Origin of the sequence: Streptomyces marokkonensis (genome assembly GCF_008312835.1) — a bacterium.
In the GTDB taxonomy this organism is placed as follows: Bacteria; Actinomycetota; Actinomycetes; order Streptomycetales; family Streptomycetaceae; genus Streptomyces; species Streptomyces marokkonensis_A.
The window spans coordinates 85,937-106,337 of the sequence record NZ_VSKS01000017.1 but is presented as its reverse complement, the minus strand read 5'-3'; the positions used below and the strand labels follow the sequence as shown (position 1 = coordinate 106,337).

At 67.2% G+C, this 20,401-nt stretch carries 15 protein-coding genes and 2 pseudogenes; 6 read left to right on the top strand and 11 right to left on the bottom strand.

Annotated features, from left to right (window positions below; all coding sequences use genetic code 11):
* The first annotated feature begins 148 nt into the window (after window positions 1-148).
* Complete coding sequence (locus F1615_RS26045) at window positions 149-1,822, top strand: L-lactate permease (RefSeq protein ID WP_149551499.1); 1,674 nt, start codon at window positions 149-151, stop codon at window positions 1,820-1,822.
* An 87-nt stretch (window positions 1,823-1,909) separates the two neighbouring features.
* On the opposite strand, the gene F1615_RS26040 is transcribed toward F1615_RS26045, so the two are convergent.
* The 3 genes and pseudogenes from F1615_RS26040 to F1615_RS26020 all read right to left on the bottom strand — a co-directional run bounded on the left by F1615_RS26040 (window position 1,910) and on the right by F1615_RS26020 (window position 5,115).
* On the bottom strand, window positions 1,910-2,653 hold the full coding sequence (locus tag F1615_RS26040) for a FadR/GntR family transcriptional regulator (protein ID WP_149551498.1): 744 nt from the start codon (window positions 2,651-2,653) through the stop codon (window positions 1,910-1,912).
* 554 nt (window positions 2,654-3,207) lie between these two features.
* Window positions 3,208-3,635, bottom strand: a pseudogene (locus tag F1615_RS36470) (response regulator); the annotation flags it as partial.
* A 487-nt stretch (window positions 3,636-4,122) separates the two neighbouring features.
* On the bottom strand, window positions 4,123-5,115 hold the full coding sequence (locus F1615_RS26020) for a LysR family transcriptional regulator (RefSeq protein WP_149551497.1): 993 nt from the start codon (window positions 5,113-5,115) through the stop codon (window positions 4,123-4,125).
* A 356-nt stretch (window positions 5,116-5,471) separates the two neighbouring features.
* On the opposite strand from F1615_RS26020, the gene F1615_RS26015 reads away from it, so the two are divergent.
* The 3 genes from F1615_RS26015 (at window position 5,472) to F1615_RS26005 (ending at window position 9,027) form a co-directional block, all read left to right on the top strand.
* Entirely contained in the window at window positions 5,472-5,996 is a 525-nt protein-coding gene (locus tag F1615_RS26015; RefSeq protein ID WP_244328852.1) for an ATP-binding protein, read from the top strand.
* Between the two features lie 52 nt (window positions 5,997-6,048).
* Window positions 6,049-7,512, top strand: a complete 1,464-nt coding sequence (locus F1615_RS26010; RefSeq protein ID WP_149551496.1) for an aminopeptidase P family protein — start codon at window positions 6,049-6,051, stop codon at window positions 7,510-7,512.
* 69 nt (window positions 7,513-7,581) lie between these two features.
* Complete coding sequence (locus tag F1615_RS26005) at window positions 7,582-9,027, top strand: aminopeptidase P family protein (protein ID WP_149551495.1); 1,446 nt, start codon at window positions 7,582-7,584, stop codon at window positions 9,025-9,027.
* Window positions 9,028-9,125: 98 nt separating this feature from the next.
* Here F1615_RS26005 and F1615_RS35715 read toward each other — a convergent pair whose 3' ends face one another.
* On the bottom strand, window positions 9,126-9,302 hold the full coding sequence (locus F1615_RS35715) for a hypothetical protein (protein WP_167533856.1): 177 nt from the start codon (window positions 9,300-9,302) through the stop codon (window positions 9,126-9,128).
* Between the two features lie 471 nt (window positions 9,303-9,773).
* Between F1615_RS35715 and F1615_RS26000 the strand changes: the two genes are divergently transcribed.
* Both F1615_RS26000 and F1615_RS25995 read left to right on the top strand, forming a co-directional pair.
* A complete protein-coding gene (locus F1615_RS26000; RefSeq protein ID WP_149551494.1) occupies window positions 9,774-12,371 on the top strand; it encodes a collagenase in 2,598 nt (865 codons plus the stop codon).
* 139 nt (window positions 12,372-12,510) lie between these two features.
* A pseudogene (locus F1615_RS25995) lies at window positions 12,511-13,126 on the top strand (phosphotransferase); the annotation flags it as partial.
* 250 nt (window positions 13,127-13,376) lie between these two features.
* On the opposite strand, the gene F1615_RS25990 reads toward F1615_RS25995, so the two are convergent.
* The 7 genes from F1615_RS25990 to F1615_RS25960 form a co-directional block, all read right to left on the bottom strand.
* Window positions 13,377-14,450 carry an ornithine cyclodeaminase family protein gene (locus F1615_RS25990; RefSeq protein WP_149551493.1) on the bottom strand — a complete coding sequence of 358 codons (1,074 nt, stop codon included), beginning with the start codon at window positions 14,448-14,450 and terminating at the stop codon, window positions 13,377-13,379.
* The gene (locus F1615_RS25985) at window positions 14,447-15,490 is read right to left on the bottom strand and encodes a proline racemase family protein (protein ID WP_149551492.1); all 1,044 of its coding nucleotides are present in this window, start codon (window positions 15,488-15,490) and stop codon (window positions 14,447-14,449) included. The genes F1615_RS25990 and F1615_RS25985 overlap by 4 nt, the downstream gene beginning before the upstream one ends.
* A 3-nt stretch (window positions 15,491-15,493) precedes the next feature.
* Complete coding sequence (locus F1615_RS25980; RefSeq protein ID WP_388240007.1) at window positions 15,494-16,210, bottom strand: ABC transporter ATP-binding protein; 717 nt, start codon at window positions 16,208-16,210, stop codon at window positions 15,494-15,496.
* Entirely contained in the window at window positions 16,204-17,043 is an 840-nt protein-coding gene (locus F1615_RS25975; RefSeq protein WP_149551491.1) for an ABC transporter ATP-binding protein, read from the bottom strand. The genes F1615_RS25980 and F1615_RS25975 overlap by 7 nt, the downstream gene beginning before the upstream one ends.
* The gene (locus F1615_RS25970; RefSeq protein ID WP_244328848.1) at window positions 17,040-18,086 is read right to left on the bottom strand and encodes a branched-chain amino acid ABC transporter permease; all 1,047 of its coding nucleotides are present in this window, start codon (window positions 18,084-18,086) and stop codon (window positions 17,040-17,042) included. The genes F1615_RS25975 and F1615_RS25970 overlap by 4 nt, the downstream gene beginning before the upstream one ends.
* A gap of 47 nt (window positions 18,087-18,133) precedes the next feature.
* Window positions 18,134-19,030, bottom strand: a complete 897-nt coding sequence (locus F1615_RS25965) for a branched-chain amino acid ABC transporter permease (protein ID WP_149551489.1) — start codon at window positions 19,028-19,030, stop codon at window positions 18,134-18,136.
* Between the two features lie 82 nt (window positions 19,031-19,112).
* Window positions 19,113-20,264, bottom strand: a complete 1,152-nt coding sequence (locus F1615_RS25960) for a branched-chain amino acid ABC transporter substrate-binding protein (RefSeq protein WP_149551488.1) — start codon at window positions 20,262-20,264, stop codon at window positions 19,113-19,115.
* Window positions 20,265-20,401 lie beyond the last annotated feature (137 nt).

Here is a 20,401-nt window from a genome sequence, read left to right as displayed (position 1 = left end):
AGTGTCCTACTGATGCCCGCTCAGCAGCGGCAGGGGCACGCACGGGCCTGACGGAACGGGACACCGGCAGGCACGCGCACGGCCGCCCGGAACACGGACACCGGTGGTAACGGCCCCGCGACCGCAGTACTCAAGGAGGAGCACGTACGTGATCACAGCGCAACCGGCCGTCCTCGCGGCCTACACCCCTGACGTGACCGCCGTCGGGAACAGCCTCACCGCCACCGCCCTGCTCGGTCTTGTGCCCCTCGCGGTCTTCTTCCTGCTGCTGATGGCGGCCAGGCGCCCGGCGCTCCATTCGGCGCTCGGAGCCCTGATCACCGCCCTGTCGATCGCGGTGCTCGGCTACGGGATGCCGGTCGGGCTTGGTGTCCTGTCCGCCACCCAGGGCCTGGTCTTCGGCCTGTTCCCGGTGATGCTGATCGTCGTCGCCGCCATCTGGTTCTACGAACTCACCGTCGTCAGCAACCGGTTCGAAGACCTGCGCCGCTCCTTCAGCGCCGTCGGCCGCGGCGACCTGCGCATCCAGGCGATGCTCATCGCCTTCTGCTTCGGCGGCCTCCTGGAGGCACTGGCCGGATTCGGCGCACCCGTCGCCATCACCGCCGCGATGCTCATGGCGATCGGCCTGCCGAAGCTCAAGGCGGCCGTCACCGTCCTGGTCGCCAACACGGCACCCGTCGCCTTCGGTGCCATGGCCATCCCGATCACCACGGCCGGCAACCTCACCGGCATCGCACCCGAGGAGATCGCCGCCGTCGTCGGCCGGCAGACGCCGCTGCTCGCGCTCTTCGTCCCGATGCTGCTGCTCTTCCTCGTCGACGGCACCCGTGGCTTCCGGCAGCTGTGGCCCATCGCCCTGGTCACCGGACTCGTCTTCGCCGTGGCCCAGTTCTGGTGCGCCTCCCACTTCGCGTACGAACTCACCGACGTGGTCTCCGCACTGGCCGGCTTCGCGGCCGCGGTAATCATGCTGCGGTTCTGGGCGCCGAAGACCCCCGACGACCAGCGCTCCCAGGTCGAGGCAGAACCGCTGACCCCACGCCGGGTCAGCCTGGCCGTCCTGCCCTACGTGCTGGTGATCGCGGTCTTCGCGCTGGCCAAGCTAAAGGTCGGCGGACTCGACGTCCCCGCGCTGCTCGGGCGGTTCAAGATCGAAGTCCAGTGGCCCGGCCTGTACGGCAACCTGGTCACCGGTGACGGCTCCCCGTCCCCCAGTGCGGTCTACAAGCTGGAGATCCTTGGCAATCCCGGCACCCTGCTGATCGTCTCCGGCCTGCTGGTGACGCTCATCTACAGCCTCACGAGCGACGGCGACCGGTTCCCGATGTCCGCCCGCACCGGCCTGCTCGCCGCGGGCCGCACCGTGAGGAACATGCGGACGGCCATAGCCACGGTCGCCACCGTGCTGGCGCTGAGCTACGTCATGAACCAGTCCGGCCAGACCGTCGCCATCGGCACCTGGCTCGCCGCGGTCGGCGGGATCTTCGCCCTGCTCTCTCCCGCCCTCGGCTGGCTCGGCACCGCCGTCACCGGCTCCGACACCTCCGCCAACGCCCTGTTCGCCACGCTCCAGCAGACGGCGGGCACGAGCGCGGGCATCGACCCGACCCTGCTGGTGGCCGCGAACACTTCCGGCGGCGTGGTCGGCAAGCTGGTCAGCCCGCAGAACCTGACCATCGCGGCGACCGCGGTGGGAGAGCCGGGCTCCGAGCGGATCCTGCTGCGCAAGGTCGTGGGGTACAGCGTCGCGATGCTGGCGGCGCTGGGACTGCTGGTCTACCTGCAGTCGCTGCCCGTCCTGTCCTGGATGCTGCCGTAGGAGGGGACACCCGGATCAACCGCGCGGGGGTGGGACCGGGCCGCTCACCCGATCCACCCCCGCGCGCCGGCACCCGGGCCGCCGCGGCTACTGCCCGGCGGGCCCCGGCTGCTTGTCGTCGACCAGAGTGCCGTGGAAGCCGCGGATGTGCTTCTCGGCCAGATCGGCCGCCGCCGTGGCCTCGCCCTCCCGGACCAGACGCAGCAGTTCGGCGTGTTCGTCGTTCAGGGAGCCCGTCGTGGCTGGCCAGTCCTCGACCGCCTCCAGGGCGCGCAGGATCAGCGGCCGCACGGACTCGCGCACCGCCGAGGTCAGGGTGGACGTCAGCCGGTTGCCGGAGCTGCGGGCGATCAGGACGTGGAACCGGGTGTCGAGGTCGTTGAACTCCGCGACCTCCACGCCGGGGGCGCGCATCCGCCACAGGAGGGTCTCCGCCTCCTCGATCTCCTCCGGCGAGGCGTGCCCGGCGGCGGCCTGGAAGCTGGAACGTTCCAATGTGACCCGAGCCTCCAGCACGTCCTCGAGGCTGTAGCTGCCCAGCGCGAAGTGCAGCCGCAGCAGTCTGCCGAGCGCGTCGTCGGGGTGCCGCACGATCCGTGCCCCGGCGTCCGGTCCGCGGCCGGACTGGGCGACCAGCACGCCGATCGTCTCGAGCACGCGCAGCGCCTCACGCAGAGCGGACCTGCTGACCCCGAGCACGGGCGCCAGCTCCCGCTCGGGCGGCAGCCGGTCACCGGCCTTGAGCTCGCCGGCCAGCACCCGCGCCTCGATGGTCTCCAGCACGAGTTCATGGGTGCGGGACTGCCGGACGGGCTCCCACTCGACGGACATGACGCACTTCCCTCCCAGATCAAAGGCCCCTGGAACGACTATGTCACACATGTCATGTGGTCGGACCAGAACCGTCACGGAGGGTACTCATGTCATGTCGTCGTGCGGCTCCCGGGCACGGACCGCGGCGGGCGCGGCGCCGGTCCGGGCGACGCCCGCCCTGACCCGCCGATGATCCCGACGGGGACGCCACCGACTGTCAGCCCATATGACGTCAGGCACGAGATCACGGCCGGGTGTCCTCGCCGGGCGTTCTGGTGTCCATAGAGGGGCAAACGGCATCCGGACGGCCGCCGCGACACGCCCCCTGCCACGTCCATGACCGTCGCACAGAGCCGGATCCAGGGCTCCTCATGGTGGACGAGAAGGCATACGTCGTGGACGGATGTCACTCTCAGTCAGCCCTGCAGAGAGGGAATAGCCGCTGTCTCCAGCCAGACGGTCCCCAAGACGGGCCGAGTCCACGGCCGGCGCGCTTGCGGGAAGCCCGGCCCCGTGCCTTCTTCGTGCACGGGGCCGGGAAGTGCTGCGCCTGCCGGAATCCACTGACTGTGCCGCTCGAGGTAGATGGAGGTGAACACGGCGACTTTCGCACGTAGGGCCCACGGGTCGCAGGGCTTGCTGATGTAGTCGACGGCGCCGGCTGCGGACCCACGGGCGGAGTGTTCGGATCCGGCGCCGATCGCCGTCAGGAAGATGATCGGGACGTCCCGGGTCCCTCGGGCGGCGCTTGATGTGGGCGCAGGTCTCATAACCGCCCATCTCCGGCATCTGTACGTCCATGATGATGACGGCCGTGACGAGCTCCTGCTCGAGCGTCGCCGGAACTGCGGTCATCGCCAGCAGGTTTGTCCGGCTGGTCATCGACGATGTGGATCTTGGGCATGTCCTGTGGCCCTGCCGGCAGCACAGCCGCCGTTGCCTGCTCGACGGCGTCCAGCTGGCGTTCGAGCAGATCGCATCGGCCCTCCGCCGCATTTCGTCAGGAACTCACCGATCTTGAGTGGGAGATACTTGCTCCGCTGATACCCGGGCCGCGACGGTGGCCTCGGGTGGAGTACCGTCAGCTCGTCAACGGGATGGTCTGCAAGATCCGCACTGGGATCTCCTGGCTTTACCAGCCGTACACTCGTGCCGAGGAAGGCCGTTCGAGCCCGCTTCCGCCGCTATGCCCTCGACGGGGTGTTCACCCAGGTCCTGCAGCAGATCCAGGCCCACGCCGGAGTTGACTGTCGCCGTGCTCCAGGCCGTTGTCGATGCATGCATCCGCAGAATCGACCAAGGTGACGAACTGGCGACTGTCTCCGGTTTCGCGACGGGAGCCACACGAAGGCTGCTCGCACACGACCACCACTGACCATCGGTCGTGTCTCAAGCCAAGCGGCGTCGCTGAGCATGCCATGACCGGTTCGGGCGTGCAGGCCACCTGCTCGCTCCGGTGGGGCGTCCAAGCAGCCCTTGCCTCCTTGTCAGCGCGGCCCGGGGAGCGATGCTCTGAGCCCATCCGGTAAACGTGCAGGCGTGTAAGCGCGGTTCACCCACTTCTGAAGGTGTGGCGCTTGAGCCAGCAGATTGCGGTAGGTGCGGACGGCATGGTGGTGGAGAGCCTCGACCACCGGCGGTTCGACGAGCTCGCGACGCCAGATGAGCAGGTGTCGCTGCCATAGGGGATCTCCCGCCAGCGGTTTGACCAACACCCCGTCGATGGGACACAAAGTGGGCTGGACAGCGGTCACCCCCAGGCCCTTGGCGATCATCGACTGCAGCTGATCGAGTACGTGGAACTCGTGTGTGCCGACGGGCATGAAACCGGCGGCCCGGCAGGCATCGTAGAAGGCACCGGGCCACCCCACCCCGTCGTCGGAGGCGACGAACCAGGTCTCCTCGGACAATGCCTCCAGCGGCACCTCGATACGGTGCGCCAGCGGGTGGTCGGCATGTATGGCCACGAAGATCGGGACGGTGTTGATGGCACGATGTGCCAGAGCGGTGGAGTGCCGCACTGGCAGGCCTGGGTAGTCGACACCCAGCGCCGCATCGAGTTCGCCGCCTTCCAGAAGCTCGAGGAGTTCACCGGTGGCGTATACGCTGCTGACGCAGACCGTGAGGTGCGGGCACGCGTCGCGGAGGGCGTCCAGAAGCGTGGGCACCACCGGTGTGTTGGTCACGCCGAGGCGGAGTGCACTGGCCGCTGCGGGCGGGAAGCCCATGTGTCGTCGCCCGAGAGCATCGGCGCGGGTCAGAATGTCGCGGGCCTGGCTCACGACCTCCGCCCCGTAGGCGGTCAGCTCCACGCCCGTGCTGCTGCGCACAAACAGCCCTTCGCCGAGCAGTCGCTCGATGCGACGCAGCTGTGTACTCAGCGCCGGCTGGGTGAACCCCAGCGCGACCGCTGCCCGGCCGACGCTCCCGGAATCCGCGATCGCGCACAGCACACGCAGGTGGCGCAGCTCGAGTTCCATCAGTACACCTCGCTATGGGCGGCAACGGGGGTCCATTATGCGCGTGGGCACCGCATGGGTGGCCTCCGGTGATGTGACTTACCGGAAGTAGAGGCATACGGCCTGGCCGGCGCCCTGGCCGGACCGCCGGACGTTATGCATGGTCCGCGCGTTCTCTTATGCCCCAGCCCGTTGTCCCGGCGGAATCGGTCGTGCAAATCTCGACTCCGCATCCTGGCCCGCCGAGGTGCAGCGGATCCGCTTCGCGCACCTCCTGTATCCCTGCGGTTCGCCGTACGCCGCAAGAGGTGTTCGTGCGTGCAGCAGCCTTGGCATCCGGTAAACGCCGAAGCGCCTCACCTTCGAGGAGAAGGACCATGCCTCATACCCAGGTCAGCTTCGCCGTTGAAGCAACCGCGGTCGCAGTCCACAGCGCCCGCCACCGTGTCTCCGCAGCGGTGAAGTCGTTAGGCGGGCCATCCGACGGCGAACTGTACTTCCGGCTGGAGCTGGTGGCTTCGGAACTGCTCACCAATGGACTTCTGCATGCGGGCGGCCCCATGACCGTCGAGGTGACCGTGGGACACGGCCTCATCGTCATCGCGGTCCTCGACAGCAGCTCGGCGGTACCGCGCCGCCGTCTGACCGAGATCGACAATGAGGGCGGGCGGGGGCTCGCCCTCATTCAGGCCCTGTGCCTGTTCCAGGGCACTGAGCGCACAGCCTTCGGCAAGCGCTGCTGGGCGGTCGTTCCCACGGCAACCACACCCGGGCCGGCCGTTGCACCGGTACGGGGCCATGCTCCGGAAGAAGAGCGCCGCGGTGCACACCGTGCACGAGTCGCTCTCCCCAACCGGGAGCGAGCTGGTGTCAGACCTGTTCCCGGCCATGTGATGCGGTGACTGCGTGCCGGCCCCGCTCGAGACGGAGGTCGTTGCGCAAGGAGATATGTCCATGACCCATTTGAACCAGGAGACGACGGTGCCTGCGGAGACGGACGAGAGCAAGCAGAGGAAGAACGGCTTGTACAGGCAGGTGAGCATCGAACTCGCCGAGAACATGAAGCAGGGCTGGGCCGACACCGAGCGCCACGATCTCCAACCGCTCACGCTGTCGGCGTACACGGCGCGGCGCAGGGCGGAGCTGTCTGCCCGCTTTCCTGGCGAGGTGCTGGTCATCCCAGCCGGCAATCCGAAGGTTCGTGCCAACGACACGGCGTATTCCTTCAGGCCCTCCTCTGATTACGTCTATCTGACCGGCGACCAGTCCCAGAATGCCGTGCTGGTCCTGGAACCCGTCCAGTCCGGTGGGCACCGGGCGACTGCGTTCATGCTCCCGCGCTCCGACCGTGAGAGCGGCGAGTTCTGGCTCGACTACCACGGCGAGCTCTGGGACGGCCGCCGCAACAGCCTCACCGAGAACGGGAGGCTGCTCGGCCTGCCTTGCGCCGATGTCCGCACACTCGCCGACCGGCTCGGCTCGGTCACCGGTCCGATCCGCCTGCTGCGGGGTTACGACGCGGGCATCGACGCCTCTCTCGCCGACAAGGCGAGGGTTGGGCAAGACGACGAGTTCCGCGTGGTTCTTTCCGAGATGCGCCTGGTGAAGGACGAGTTCGAGATAGCCGATCTCCGCTTCGCCTGTGAAGCCACCGCCCTCGGCTTCGAGGATGTCGTCCGTGTCCTGGGGGCCTCCGCCCCGACTTCCGAGCGTCTCATCGAAGGCACCTTCTGGACGCGCGCGCGGATCGAGGGTAACGACGTCGGTTACGCGTCGATCTGCGCGGCGGGATCCCACGCCACGACCCTGCACTGGGTCCGCAACGACGGCGAGGCCCGCCCCGGTGACCTCCTACTCCTCGACGCCGGGGTCGAGACGCGTAACCTCTACACCGCCGACGTCACTCGCACTCTGCCCGTCGACGGTCGCTTCACGCCCATCCAGCGCAAGGTGTACGAAGCGGTCTACGCTGCGCAGGAGGCCGGCATCGCCGCGGTCAAGCCAGGTGCCGCCTACCGGGACTTCCACGACGCCGCGCAACGGGTACTGACCGAGCACCTGGCCGCATGGGGTCTGTTCAGGGACCGGTCAGCGGAAGAAGCGTACGAACTCGGGCTGCAACGACGCTGGACCCTGGCCGGCACCGGTCACATGCTCGGCCTGGACGTTCACGACTGCGCCAAGGCCCGGACCGAGATGTACGTGGACGGCACGCTGGAACCGGGGATGGTGCTTACCGTCGAGCCGGGCATCTACTTCCAGACCGACGACCTGACCGTACCCGAGGAGTACCGCGGTATCGGTGTACGGATCGAGGACGACATCCTGGTGACGGAGGAAGGCAACGAGAATCTCTCGGCCGGCCTGCCGCGTGAGGCGAACGAGGTCGAAGCCTGGATGGCCCGACTGCGCCCCTGATGTCGTTTGCCTCGTCCACCCGCACGGCGCACGTCACTGTGCAGTGAACCACGACAGGGGGGATCCCGAATGAAGGAACACAACAGCTTGCGTAGCAGAGGCAGGGGCGATCACGAGGTGTCAGCTGTGGAGAGTGGCCCCTTCCAGGGCGGATGGGCGGACACGAGCCGCAAGCTGCCACTTCTGACAGGCGCTGCCTATGCGTCCAAGCGGCGCTCGACCGTGTCCGAGCGTTTCCCCGGTGAACGCATCGTCATCCCGTCAGGCGGCTTGAAGGTCAGAAGCAACGACTTCGACTACGCGTTCCGACCGCACTCCGCGTTCGTCCATCTCACCGCCGAACTCGGGACGCAGGCGGTCCCCGACAGCGTCCTCGTCTTCGAACCCACGGGAACCGGTCACACGATCACCCTGTTCACCCGGCCGCGATCACCGCGTGACGGTGGACCGCGCGGCTCGGAGTTCTACAGCGACCGACGGTACGGCGAGTTCTGGACCGGTCGGCGTCGGACACTGTCGGAGACTTCCGCAGCACTCGGTATCGAGGCTGCCGTGCGCGAGGACCTCCAGCAGGCCCTGAGCCGAAACGTTCCGACCCGCGTCCTGCGCGGTGTGGACGCGCACGTCGACGCGATGGTGCCGTCGGCCTCCTGCTCCGACGCCGAACTGCACTCCTTCCTGTCAGAGTTGCGGCTGGTCAAGGACGAGTGGGAGGTCGCTCAGCTGCGCTCTGCCGTGGACTGGACGGTCGCCGGCTTCTGTGACGTCGTCGGAGAACTGCGTCAGGCAACGCGCCTTGCACGAGGGGAACGCTGGATCGAGGGCACCTTCAACCGGCGTGCCAGGCTAGGGGGTTACGGGCTCGGCTTCGAGACCATCGCGGCAGCCGGGACACATGCCTGCGTCCTGCACTGGACACGCAACAACGGTCCGGTGCGGGAGGGAGATTTGCTCCTGCTGGACGCGGGTGTCGAGGCCGATTCCTTCTACACCGCGGACGTCACCCGGACGTTGCCGGTCAGCGGGCGCTTCACCGACGTCCAGCGCCGCGTCTACGACCTGGTGTCGGCTGCTCAGTCGGCGGGAGTCGCTGCGCTGAGGCCCGGTGCCCGGTACGGCGACTTCCACGATGCCGCGATGGGCGTCATCGCGGAAGGGCTCGACGCGTGGGGTCTGCGGCCGCACGGCAGTACGGCTTCGACGCCCGAGTCCGACATGTACCGCCGGTACACCCTCTGCGGCTCGGGCCACATGCTCGGTCTTGACTGCCATGACTGTGCCAGTGCCCGCCGGGAGACCTACCTGGATGGTGAACTCGAGATCGGTCACGTGCTCACCGTCGAGCCCGGACTCTACTTTCAGCCCGACGATCTGACGGTGCCGGCGGAACTGCGCGGTATCGGCATAAGGATCGAGGACGATTTCGTCATCACGCCGGACGGGTCCCAGTGTCTGTCGTCGGAGCTGCCTCGCACCGCCGAAGATGTGGAGAACTGGATCGCGTCCTTGCGTTGAACGGGCGAGGCGCGCTGCCTCGCAGGACCGCGGGAGGGCCAAGAAGGACACCCGAGCAACCCAGCCATGTTATGGCGAGTGGAAAGAGCGCTGAGGATTCATGTCACATTGGCCAGTGATGTAGCTTCAGGCGGCTCTGCGATACGGTCCACTGGAATCTGGACTTTGATCAGGAATTCCACCGCAGGACGCGTTGTCGCGGCCACAGCCGTCGAGTAACTGGATACCTTTCCCTCCTGGCGTGACAGGTTGCCACGGCGCTTGAGCAGCGTCATGTCCTCGCGTTTCGCGACGTCAAGGCTGGTTCTGTCTTCGACTGCCGGCCCTGGCCGAGCGCAGCGTCGTCAGCCAGGGCCGGCGCCCCGTGCCCGCGCCGTCGTCTCCGATGAAGCAATCCGCGCGCTCGATACTCCAGCGCGCGGATTCAGCTGCCGACCCGCTTGAACGCTCACAACGGAACGCGACCCTTCCTCGCGGCGGCATGAGGCGGCGGGCTCACCCGCTAGCCGGGTATTACCTCGCTTCGCGCCCAACTGCGGGCATTGGGAAACCCATTGGCAACCGCGGATTCACACACAGGTCTTCCGTTGGACATGTCACCTGTGCAATGGTACATGTCACGGATCGTGGTCATGTCAATCATGACATCGGTCGCTCCTCCTCTGATCGAGAGCGCGGCCCTCCCACCCGCGATCCATTCATCCCCATAGGCCGCTCGCGTGGCCCCAAGCCTCACAGGAGGCGCAGTGAGAAAGTCACTTGTCCGACGAAGTCTGGGCTCGGCCATTCCGCTGGCTGTGACCGTCGCTATGGGCGTCAGTCTGCTGGCGCCGTCGGCCAACGCCCAAACCGGATCCTCGGCGGCCGTCACGCAGGTTGCCACAGTGGACGACGGACACAGCACACCACCCGTGGCTCAGTCCCCCACCGCTGAGACGGAGCACGTCGCCAAGGGACGTCTGAAAGTGTCCGCGCTGCCGCCGCTGGCAGCGAGCAAGGACGCCCTCAAGGAGTCCTACGGAGATCACGGGACACCGCCGGTTCCTTCCAAGTCGATCGACACGCCGGCCAAGGGCAGCGACGGGAAGAAGACCGCTACCGCAGCCGCCGCGTGCAACACCTCCGACTTCACCTCCCGCACCGGCAGCGCGCTGGTGCAGCAGATCAAGGGGTCCACGACCGACTGCGTCAACACCCTGTTCAACCTGACTGGAAGCGACGCCTACTACGCCTTCCGCGAGGCGCAGATGGCCACTGTCGCCTACGCCCTGCGCGACGGTTCGGCCTCCTACCCCGGCGACTCCAGCACCGGCATGCCACAGCTCGTGCTGTACCTGCGCGCCGGCTACTACGTCCACTACTACAACGCCAGTACGGTGGGCACCTACGGCAGCAGCCTGCAGACCGCCATCCGCGCGGGGCTCGACGCCTTCTTCGCCAGTCCGCGCTCCCGCGACGTCAACAACGCCAACGGTGAGACTCTTGCCGAGGCCGTCACCCTCATCGACAGCGCGGAGGAGAACGCCCGCTACATCCATGTCCTCAAGCGGCTGCTGGCGGACTACGACTCCTCCTGGAACTCTTCCTGGTGGATGCTCAACGCGGCCAACAACGTCTACATGGTGACCTTCCGCGGTCACCAGGTACCCGCGTTCGTGACAGCCGTCCAGTCGGATCCCAGCCTGATCGACTCCTTGTACAACTTCGCGGCCGGTCACGTCTCGCTGCTGGGCACGGACCAGTCGTACCTCACGTCCAACGCCGGACGTGAACTGGGCAGATTCCTCCAGCACTCCACCCTGCGGAGCAAGGTCCGTCCGCTGGCAGCCGGCCTGCTGAACTCGAGCTCGATCACCGGCACCACCGCCCCGCTCTGGGTCGGCGTGGCGGAGATGACCGACTACTACGACAAGTCGAACTGCTCCTACTACGGCACCTGCGACCTCCAGTCGCAGCTGGCGAACTCCGTACTGCCGGTGACCTACACCTGCAGTTCCAGCATCACCATCAAGGCCCAGCAGATGACCTCGGGCGAACTGTCCTCCAGCTGCAACAGCCTGCGCAGCCAGGATGCCTACTTCCACAACATCGCCCGTGACAGCGGACCCGTGGCGGGCGACAACAACGACCGCATCGAGGTCGTGGTCTTCGATTCCAGCACCGACTACCAGACCTACGCCGGTGCCATGTACGGGATCGACACCAACAACGGCGGCATGTACCTCGAGGGAGACCCCTCGGCCGCCGGCAACCAGCCGCGCTTCATCGCCTACGAGGCCGAGTGGCTGCGACCGTCCTTCCAGATATGGAACCTCAACCACGAGTACACCCACTACCTCGACGGCCGCTTCGACATGTACGGCGACTTCAACGCCAACATCACCACGCCGACGATCTGGTGGATCGAGGGTTTCGCCGAGTACGTCTCCTACTCCTACCGCGGCGTCCCCTACACGGAGGCGATGACCGAGGCCGGCCGCCGTACCTATGCCCTGAGCACGCTGTTCGACACCACGTACAGCAATGACACCACCCGCATCTACCGCTGGGGCTACCTCGCCACGCGGTACATGCTCGAAAACCACCGCGCCGACATGGACACGGTGCTCGGCTACTACCGGGCAGGCAACTGGAGCGCCGCCCGCACGTACCTGACCAGCACCATCGGCACCCGCTACGACAACGACTGGTACACCTGGCTGGCGGGCTGCGCGGCCGGCGACTGCGGAGGGGGCACCAACCCGCCCGGCAACCAGGCTCCCACCGCCGCGTTCACCACCGCCGTGCAGGATCTCAAGGTCAGCTTCACCGACCAGTCCTCGGACTCCGACGGCACCATCGCCTCACGGTCCTGGACCTTCGGTGACGGCACCACCTCCACCGCCGCCAACCCCACCAAGACGTACAGCACCGCCGGAACCTACACGGTGAAGCTGACCGTCACCGACGACAAGGGCGCCACCGCCACGGCGACGAGGACGGTCACCGTCAGCAGCAGCGGCGGAGGCACCGGCACCGAATGCACCGGCACCGACAGCCGGGAGCTGGGCCAGAACTGCCAGCGGAGCAACCGGTCCGCCACCACCGGAAACTACGCCTACCTCTACCTCTACGTCCCGGCGGGCACCACCCAGCTGAAGATCACCACCTCCGGCGGTACGGGTAACGCGGACCTGTACTACAGCGACAGTGGCTGGCCCAGCACCACCAGCTACACGCAGCGTGCCACGGGCACCGGCAACAACCACACCTTGACCGTCAACAACCCGCGGGCGGGTGCCAACTACATCAGCCTGTACGCGGTGAACGGCTTCAGCGGCGTCACGGTCGGCACCAGCTACTGACAGACACCCACCCCGAGACCGACCAGTCCACCATGGCCCGAGGCGGCTCCCCTTCGCCTCGGGCCAGAGAGGCTTCATCCGGCGACATCAGGTCCCCTCACGTGCCCGCCGAAGAAATGCCGCGAGTACGGCGGCGCATGCCGCCGGAACGAACGAAGGGTTCCTGGTACTCACCCGTACCCCGGGGAACAGCTTGAGACCGACGCTCTCCATGATGCCCAAGTAGTCGGCACCGTGGCGGCGCAGTGCGCCATGGTGCTGTCCGGTCCGGCCCTTGCCGGCACCGACGAGAGGGTACGAGCAGTTCTGCCTCAGGCGGTAGAAGACCGGTGACGGCGGTTCGCGGGGGACCTGCGCGCGGAACTGTTCCCGCTCACGTCCGACAGTGGACGCCTGCGGGCAGAGCGGCAACTCACAGCACTCGACAGCCTTCCCCGCCCCACCAGGCCGTGGTGCATGGCGACCTCGGTGCCGAGAACGTCCTGTGGGAGTGGACGCACGGCCTGCCGCACCTCTCCGGCGTACTCGACTGGGACGATGTCACACTCGGCGACCCGGCCGAGGACCTCGCAGCTATCGGCGCCGGCTGCGGTCCTGAGCTCCTGGAGCGGGTGCTTGCCCTGGGCAACTGGTCAAACCGCGGACTCCTCACCCGCATCGCCGCGAGACGCGGCACGTCGGCCCTGCAGCAAGCCCTCTACGCGATCCGCGACGGCGACGAAGAACTCGTGGACGGCCTGGCCGACTACCGCTGAGGCACACCGGCACATCCACCTCACCGAGCACTTCACAACAACAGCAACCGGGCGAACCCATGCGGTCACAGCACCAGCGCTCCCGAGCGCAGACTGCTTCCCCCGCTCAGCGACAGGCCGACACCGTCCGGTTCGGTTCGTGCTCTTCGAGGCCCGCCCGGCACGCCTGCCTCTTCAGGACTTCGGGGTCGAGCCAGTGAGCTGTCGCCCCGCCAGGCCCGCGCCGAGCCGGCCGGTTTGCGGGGCACCATCACGAGACGGGCTCCGTTGATCTGGGCCAGGCCGGACGGCTGCAAGCCTGAGGCCCGGGATCGGCACTGCGAGCAGAACCCGGGCCACACGACGTGTCCCCACTACGGTCCGGGGCGGCGGATATCACCGGTAACGGGACTCGCACCCTTCTGCCCCCCTGCCGATACACCGCGATCGCCACCACCAGGTCCTGCCATGCCATCCCGCTCGTCTTCACGACCATTGGACGGTCGGCACGGACCGCCACTCCCGAGCCGAGCAGGTCGGCCATGGTGACCAGCGCTCCCGGTTCGAGGAGGCCTTCCCGCACCGCGAGGACGACGTCACCGGCCTCGGCGAACGCGACGCCGAGGCCTTCGACGACGACCGTGGCCCGTCGCATGAGCACTCCGTCGAGCTCACGCGCCGTTGGCTCGTGCGAACCGACGGCCAGCACGACCGCCGAGTCGCGGACGAGGCGGCCGTCGACGACCGGTTCACGGGCCGATGTCGCCGCGACGACGACGTCTGCGCTACGGACCCGCCCGGCGACCGCCGCGTCGTCCGCGGTCAGGTGGCGGTCCGCCCATGACGGGCTTGTACCCCCGTGACGTGTGACGACCGTGACGTCGGCTACCGGCACATGCGCCCGGATGGTGCGGACATGCCCTTCGCCCTGCGGTCCCGCACCGAAGACCACGAGCCTCAACCCGTCAGAGGAGGAGGCCGCGAGAGCCCGAAGCCGGTTGAGACAGGCGGCAACTACGACCGCGGGCGTGCGCAGAGTCGTCAGTGCGACCCCGTCGATGATCGCGACGGGGGTGAGCGTCTCGCTGTCGTGCAGGAGATAGGTCGCGTTGATCCGCCTCAGGCCACGCGCGGTGTTGCCGGGAGCGACGGTCGCGACTTTCACACCGAACCAGCCGTCCGTCTCCGACGGCATGAGAAGCCCTTGGCCGCCTGCCATGGGAAGGATGACGCGCGGCACATCACCTTCCGGATCAAGCCCTGCCGTCAGAGCATCGCGGATCGCGGCGACGGCGGCGACGGGACCGAGTGCGAAGACGTCCTCGGCGTCGAGCATCACGCTCATCGCAGCACGAACCCGGGAACGAGTGCATCACGCCGATCGACGGTGAACCGGCAGGTCCCGGTCGCGTGGGCGGTACCCGTCACAGCGGGGACGACTGCCTGGATCCCGTGGACCAGGGTCCGCTCCGCGATTCGGGCACTGAACATCGAGCCCACCACGGACTCGTGCCGCAGCTCGTCGCCCAGACACAGCTCCCCCGCATCGGCGAGCAGTGCGACCCTGGCCGACGTGCCCGAGCCGCACGGGGACCTGTCGACCTCACCGTCGGAGAACACCGTGAGGTTGCGATGATGCAGCCGCCGGCCACCTTCGGCCAGGAGCAGGGGAGGGCACACCTCCTCGGTGAAGATCGTCCCGTAGAGGCCGGAAAGTCGGGCATCGCCGGGGTGCTCGACCGCGTCGGCGGCGTTGAGCGCGTGACGGATCTCCCGCCCCACCGCGGTGAGCGATGCGACGTCCTCGGGCCGTACACGCAGACCCACCGCTGCCACCGGGAGCACGGCATACATCGCACCGCCGAAGGCGATGTCGACGGTGACCGTACCGCGCGAGGTCGCTACTGGGACGTTCCGACCGTGTACGTAACTGGGCACGTTCGTGAACGTGACCTCCTCGACCAGGCCCGCTCTGGTGCGGACGCTCGCCGTGACGCGCCCCGAGGGTACGTCGATCACGACGTCGGTCACCCCGTCGGCTGGGGCCGGAACACGACCGGATGCCACCATCCAGGCCCCGAGAGCGATCGTGCCGTGTCCACAGGCCGTGGAGAACCCGTCCTTGTGCCAGAACAGGACTCCCAGATGTGCGCCTGCGTCGTCCGGCGGGACGAGGAAGCAGCCGTACATGTCCGCGTGACCGCGGGGCTCACTGCACAGCAGTGCCCGGACCCACTGCGCTTCGTCGCTCTCCATCGCAACGATCCGGCGCTCGGCCACGGTGAGCCCCGCACCGGTCACCGCAGCCGGACTGTCCGGCACGATCCGGAACGGCTCGCCCCCTGTGTGCCAGTCGATCGTCTCGACCGTTTCCGTTTTCGTCATCCCTCACGCTCCCAGGTATGCCTCGACGACCTGTGGGTCGGTGCGCAGTTCGGTGGCCGGTCCGGTCAGCGTCACGCGGCCGGAGTCGATGACGTAGCCTCGGTGGGCGACCTTCAGTGCGGCTCGCGCGTTCTGCTCGATGAGGAGTACCGCCGTGCCTGACTGGTTGATCGAAACGATGGCGTCCATGACCTGGGCCACGACCAGCGGGGCCAAACCCATGGACGGTTCGTCCAGCATGATCAAGCGAGGCCCGGCGACCATCGCACGGCCGATGGCGAGCATCTGCTGCTCGCCGCCGGACAGGGTGCCACCCTGCTGGTGACGGCGCTCCGCCAGGCGCGGGAAGTGCTCGTAGACACGTGTGATCCGTTTGTCGACCGACGTACCCTCGCGCACGGTGTAGCCACCGATCTGGAGGTTCTCGTGCACGGTCAGCCTCGAGAAGATACGCCGGCCCTCGGGTACGTGCACGATCCCGCGTTCGACGATCGACCAGGGTGTCGCCACCGTGATGTCCTCTCCGTACGCCGTGACCGTCCCGGCCCGGGACCGCACGAGACCGGAGATCGTCGAAACCGTCGTGGACTTGCCCGCGCCGTTGTTGCCCAGCAGTGCGACGATCTCCTTGTCACCGACGGTGAGTTCGAGGCCCCTGAGGGCCTCGACCTTGCCGTAGGTGACTTCCAGGCCCTTGATGTCGAGGACGGTTTTCACCACTCCACCTCCGCCGTGCCGCGCGACCCCTTCTCGGCCGCGATGCGTTCGGCCTCCGCGTGCGTCTCTTCGTCCTCTCCTCCGAGGTATGCCTCTATGACCGCAGGGTTCGATCGAATGGCCGCCGGTGTGCCTTCCGCGATCTCCTTGCCGTAGCTCATTACGACAATCCTTTCGGAGACCTCCATGACGAGCCCCATATCGTGTTCGATCAGAACGACCGCGATTCCGAGTGCGGCGATGCGCCGCATGAGGCCGAGCAGCCGTTCCTTTTCTCCGTGGTTCAGCCCGGCCGCCGGCTCGTCGAGCAGCAGCATCCTCGGCCGGCGGGCCAGTGCCCGCGCGATCTCCACGCGCCGCTGCTCGCCATACGGGAGGTTGCGGATCTGGGCCGTCCGGTCATACTCCATGCCCACGAAGTCGAGCCATTCGTGGGCTTCGACTGCCGCAGTGTCCTCGCCACGCCAGTAGCGCGGCGTGTGCAGCATCGCGTCGAGGAAGTTCTGCCTGATGCGGACGTGCATGCCCGCCCTCACGTTGTCCAGCACCGTCAGGTCACCGAAGAGCCGGAGATTCTGGAACGTACGCGCGATTCCGCTCGCGGCGATCACGGCCGGACGTTTCCCGGTGATGTCGGTGCCGTCGAACGACACCGAGCCCGCGGACGGCTTGTAGAAGCCGGTGATGCAGTTGAACGCGCTCGTCTTGCCGGCGCCGTTCGGGCCGATGACAGAGAGCACCTCGCCCTCGTGGACGGAGAACGTCAGACCGTCGACGGCACGCACTCCGCCGAACGAGACCGCCATGCCCCTCACGTCAAGGAGCAGCTTGCTCACGACGCACCCTCCTGTGCTCGGTGCCCGCGCCGCCCTGGTTCGCCCGTACGGGCCGGCAGCAATCCCTGCGGACGGAAGACCATGACGACAATCAGCAGCAGACCGAAGATCAGATACCGCCAGTTCTCCGCGCCGCGTAGCAACTCGGGCAACAGAGAGATCACCAGAGCTCCCACGACGACACCCGGTGTCGACGCCATGCCGCCGAGGACGACGGCCATCAAAATGAGCGCGGACCACAGGAAGTTGAAGCTCGGCGGGGAGATCGCCGTCTGATGTGCGGCGAACAGCACGCCCGCAATGCCGCCGAAGACCGCTCCGGCGATGTAGGCCGCGAACTTGACTCTGTATGTGTGGATACCCATCGCCTCGGCGGCGTCCTCGTCCTCACGTACGAACCGCCACGCACGGCCGATCCGGCCGCGCCCGAGCCGGCTTGAGAACAGCACGGCGGCGATGACGACGACCGCAGTGATCCAGTACAGCGCGATGTCGGCGCGCAGCCCGAAGTCACCGAAGTCGGGGATGCCGTACAGGCCGTTCGGCCCGCCGGTGAAGTCGAGGTTGTTCGCCGTGATGCGGATGATTTCACCGAAGCCGAGAGTGACGATGGCCAGGTAGTCGCTGCGCAGTCGCAGAGTCGGTCCGCCGATGAGGAGTCCACCGACGATCGCGGCGATCACCACCACGGGGAGGGTCGCGATCAATGGCCACTCGAACCTGGTCGACAGCAGTCCCGAGGTGTACGCCCCGATCGCGAAGAACGCGGCGTACCCGAGGTCGAGCAGACCGCAGTAACCGACCACGATGTTCAGTCCGACCGCGAGCATCACGAAGATGAGCGCGTCCACGGCGATCTGGATGACGTAGGTGCTGGAACTGACCAGAGGCAGTGCCAGCGCGGCAACCGCCGCGCCGGTGCCGAGCCATCTGCTGGCCAGGCCCTTCGACACCAACTCCGCTACAGCTGTGCGGCTCGACGCGGAGGTGCCAGCCTCCTTGACTGCGGGCGCCATGCGGGTGTGTTCCTCCACGGCGCTCACGTAGGCGGAGGGCTTCTCGCCGGCGCGCAGAGTGGGTTCGTCGTTCATCACACACGCTCCGTGACTCGCTCGCCGAGCAGTCCGGTGGGCCGCACGGTCAGGAAGAGGATGAGGAAGCCGAACGCGAAGACGTCGCGCCACTCGCTGCCGAGGTAGGCACCCCCGAAGGACTCCAGCAGACCGAGTACGATCGCGCCGAGAACGGCTCCGCGCAGGTTGCCGATGCCGCCTATGACTGCCGCGGTGAACGCCTTCAGCCCGATGATGAAGCCCATCAGGAAGTCGATCTTCCCGTAGTACGCGCCGGCCATGACACCTGCCGCACCGGCCAGGGCGGACCCGATGAAGAACGTCCGCGAGATGACCCGGTCGACGTTGACTCCCATGAGCAGGCACGCTTTCGGGTCCTGGGAGATGGCCCGCATCGCCCGGCCCGATCGAGTCTTGCGGACGATGGTGTCGAGGGCCACCATGAGCACGACCGCGATCGCCATCATCGCCAGCTGAGCGTAGGTGATCTGTGCGTTGGCGATATGCAGCGTGCCGTCCTGAACGCCGATCGGGTACACCTCTGGGGTCGGGCCGAAGGCGACTGCGATGCCGTACTCGAGCGCGAAGCTCGCTCCGACAGCGGTGATGAGGACGGACAGCCGGGGTGCGCTGCGCAACGGGCGGTATGCCACCCGCTCCAGTAGCATTCCGAAGCCACCGGTCGCGATCATCGCGACGATCATGATGAAGATGAGCGCGATGAACCCGCCGCCGAGTGCACCGGCACCGACGCTGAGCACGGTGAAACCGGCGAAGGCCCCGAGCATGTAGAGATCGCCGTGGGCGAAGTTGAGCAGTTTGATGATGCCGTAGACCATCGAGTAGCCGAGTGCGACCAGGGCGTAGAACGAGCCGACGAACAGGCCGCTTAGCACGAGTTGCAAGTGGTTCATGGGTAGTTCCCGTTGCGTGAGGGGAAGCAGTGACGCACGGAGGGCCGGCCTGCGTGGGCCGGCCGCCCGGGCCCGGCCGGTGTCACTTCTCGAGGACGAAGTCGTCGTCCTTGACGACGAGGATGTCGAAACCGCCCACGCTCAGCGTGTGCTGGATGGTGAAGTTCAGCGGGCCGGAGAAGATCTCGAAGCCGTCGATCTGCTCCAGTGCCTCGATGACGTCCTGCCCGTCGGTGGAGCCGGCTGCTCTGACCGCCTCCGCGGCGACGCGTACCGCGTCGTATGCCTGAGTGGAGTACGGGCCGGGTTCGGAACCGAACTTCTTCTTGTACTTGGCGACCCACGCCTCACCACCGGGGATGGTCTGCGGCGTCTGGGTCATCGTCGCGAACACGCCCTGGGCGTTGCTCTTGCCCGCGATCTCGATCAGTTTGCCGTCCACTGAACCGTCCGCGACCATGATCCTGCCCTTGTAGCCGGCAGCCCTGAGCTGCTTGATGAGCAGCCCGCCTTCCTGGTAGTACCCGGTCCAGTAGACGAAGTCGGCTTTGGAGCCCAGCACGGCGTTGACGGCGCCGGAGTAGTCCGACTCACCGGCCGTGACCGACTGACGGTCGGCTACCTTGACACCGAGGAGTCCTAGTTCGTCGCCGGTACGCTTGGTGATGTCCGTCGAGTACGAGGTGTTGTCGTCTATCAGGGCGACACCCTTGCTGCTGCCCGCTTTGATGAACGTTGCCGCGGCCTGAGCCTGCTGAATGCCCGTGCCGTTGATCAGGAACACGTTCCGCCGCTGCTCCGCCAGAAGGTCGGCGGAGTTGGCCGCCGGGATGATCATGGGGATGTGGGCTTTCTCGAAGATGCTCAGTGTGGGGAGAGTCGCCGAGGAGCAGTAGCCGCCCACTGAGATCCTGACACCGGCACTGACGAGTTTGGCCGCACCGGCGGCGGCCGTCTTCGGATCGCACGCCTCGTCCTCGACAGTGAGTGAGAGCTTGCGGCCGTCGATCCCGCCCTTCGCATTGATCTCGTCGACGGCAAGCCGGGCACCGTCCTTCATGTGGGGACCGATGGCGGCCGAACTGCCGGTCAGCGGCGTGAGCATGCCGAGCTTGATGGTGTCGGAGTCGTCCTTCCCGGAACTGTCCTGCGTGAGACTGCCGCCGCACGCGGCGAGAGTGAGCCCGAGTGCCATGACGGCCGCCGCCATGGTTCCACGACGAATGATGGTCATACCTTGCTCCGTCTCGTGTGGTCCGCCGACCGGCGGGCCATCGGGTGGCCGAGGGTGCTCACCGACAGCGCCCTGACGTTCTGAAGTGTGTGACATTGCACAGATGGTCGTGAGTTCTGTACGGGCGGGGAGCTGTG

What these genes read in the sequence shown, in the direction of transcription:
- F1615_RS26040 (WP_149551498.1), bottom strand. Translation starts at nt 2,653, where the DNA reads ATGTCCGTCGAGTGGGAGCCCGTCCGGCAGTCCCGCACCCATGAACTC.
- F1615_RS26020 (WP_149551497.1), bottom strand. Translation starts at nt 5,115, where the DNA reads ATGGAACTCGAGCTGCGCCACCTGCGTGTGCTGTGCGCGATCGCGGAT.
- F1615_RS26015 (WP_244328852.1), top strand. Translation starts at nt 5,472, where the DNA reads ATGCCTCATACCCAGGTCAGCTTCGCCGTTGAAGCAACCGCGGTCGCA.
- F1615_RS26010 (WP_149551496.1), top strand. Translation starts at nt 6,049, where the DNA reads ATGACCCATTTGAACCAGGAGACGACGGTGCCTGCGGAGACGGACGAG.
- F1615_RS26005 (WP_149551495.1), top strand. Translation starts at nt 7,582, where the DNA reads ATGAAGGAACACAACAGCTTGCGTAGCAGAGGCAGGGGCGATCACGAG.
- F1615_RS35715 (WP_167533856.1), bottom strand. Translation starts at nt 9,302, where the DNA reads ATGACGCTGCTCAAGCGCCGTGGCAACCTGTCACGCCAGGAGGGAAAG.
- F1615_RS25990 (WP_149551493.1), bottom strand. Translation starts at nt 14,450, where the DNA reads ATGAGCGTGATGCTCGACGCCGAGGACGTCTTCGCACTCGGTCCCGTC.
- F1615_RS25985 (WP_149551492.1), bottom strand. Translation starts at nt 15,490, where the DNA reads ATGACGAAAACGGAAACGGTCGAGACGATCGACTGGCACACAGGGGGC.
- F1615_RS25965 (WP_149551489.1), bottom strand. Translation starts at nt 19,030, where the DNA reads ATGAACCACTTGCAACTCGTGCTAAGCGGCCTGTTCGTCGGCTCGTTC.
- F1615_RS25960 (WP_149551488.1), bottom strand. Translation starts at nt 20,264, where the DNA reads ATGACCATCATTCGTCGTGGAACCATGGCGGCGGCCGTCATGGCACTC.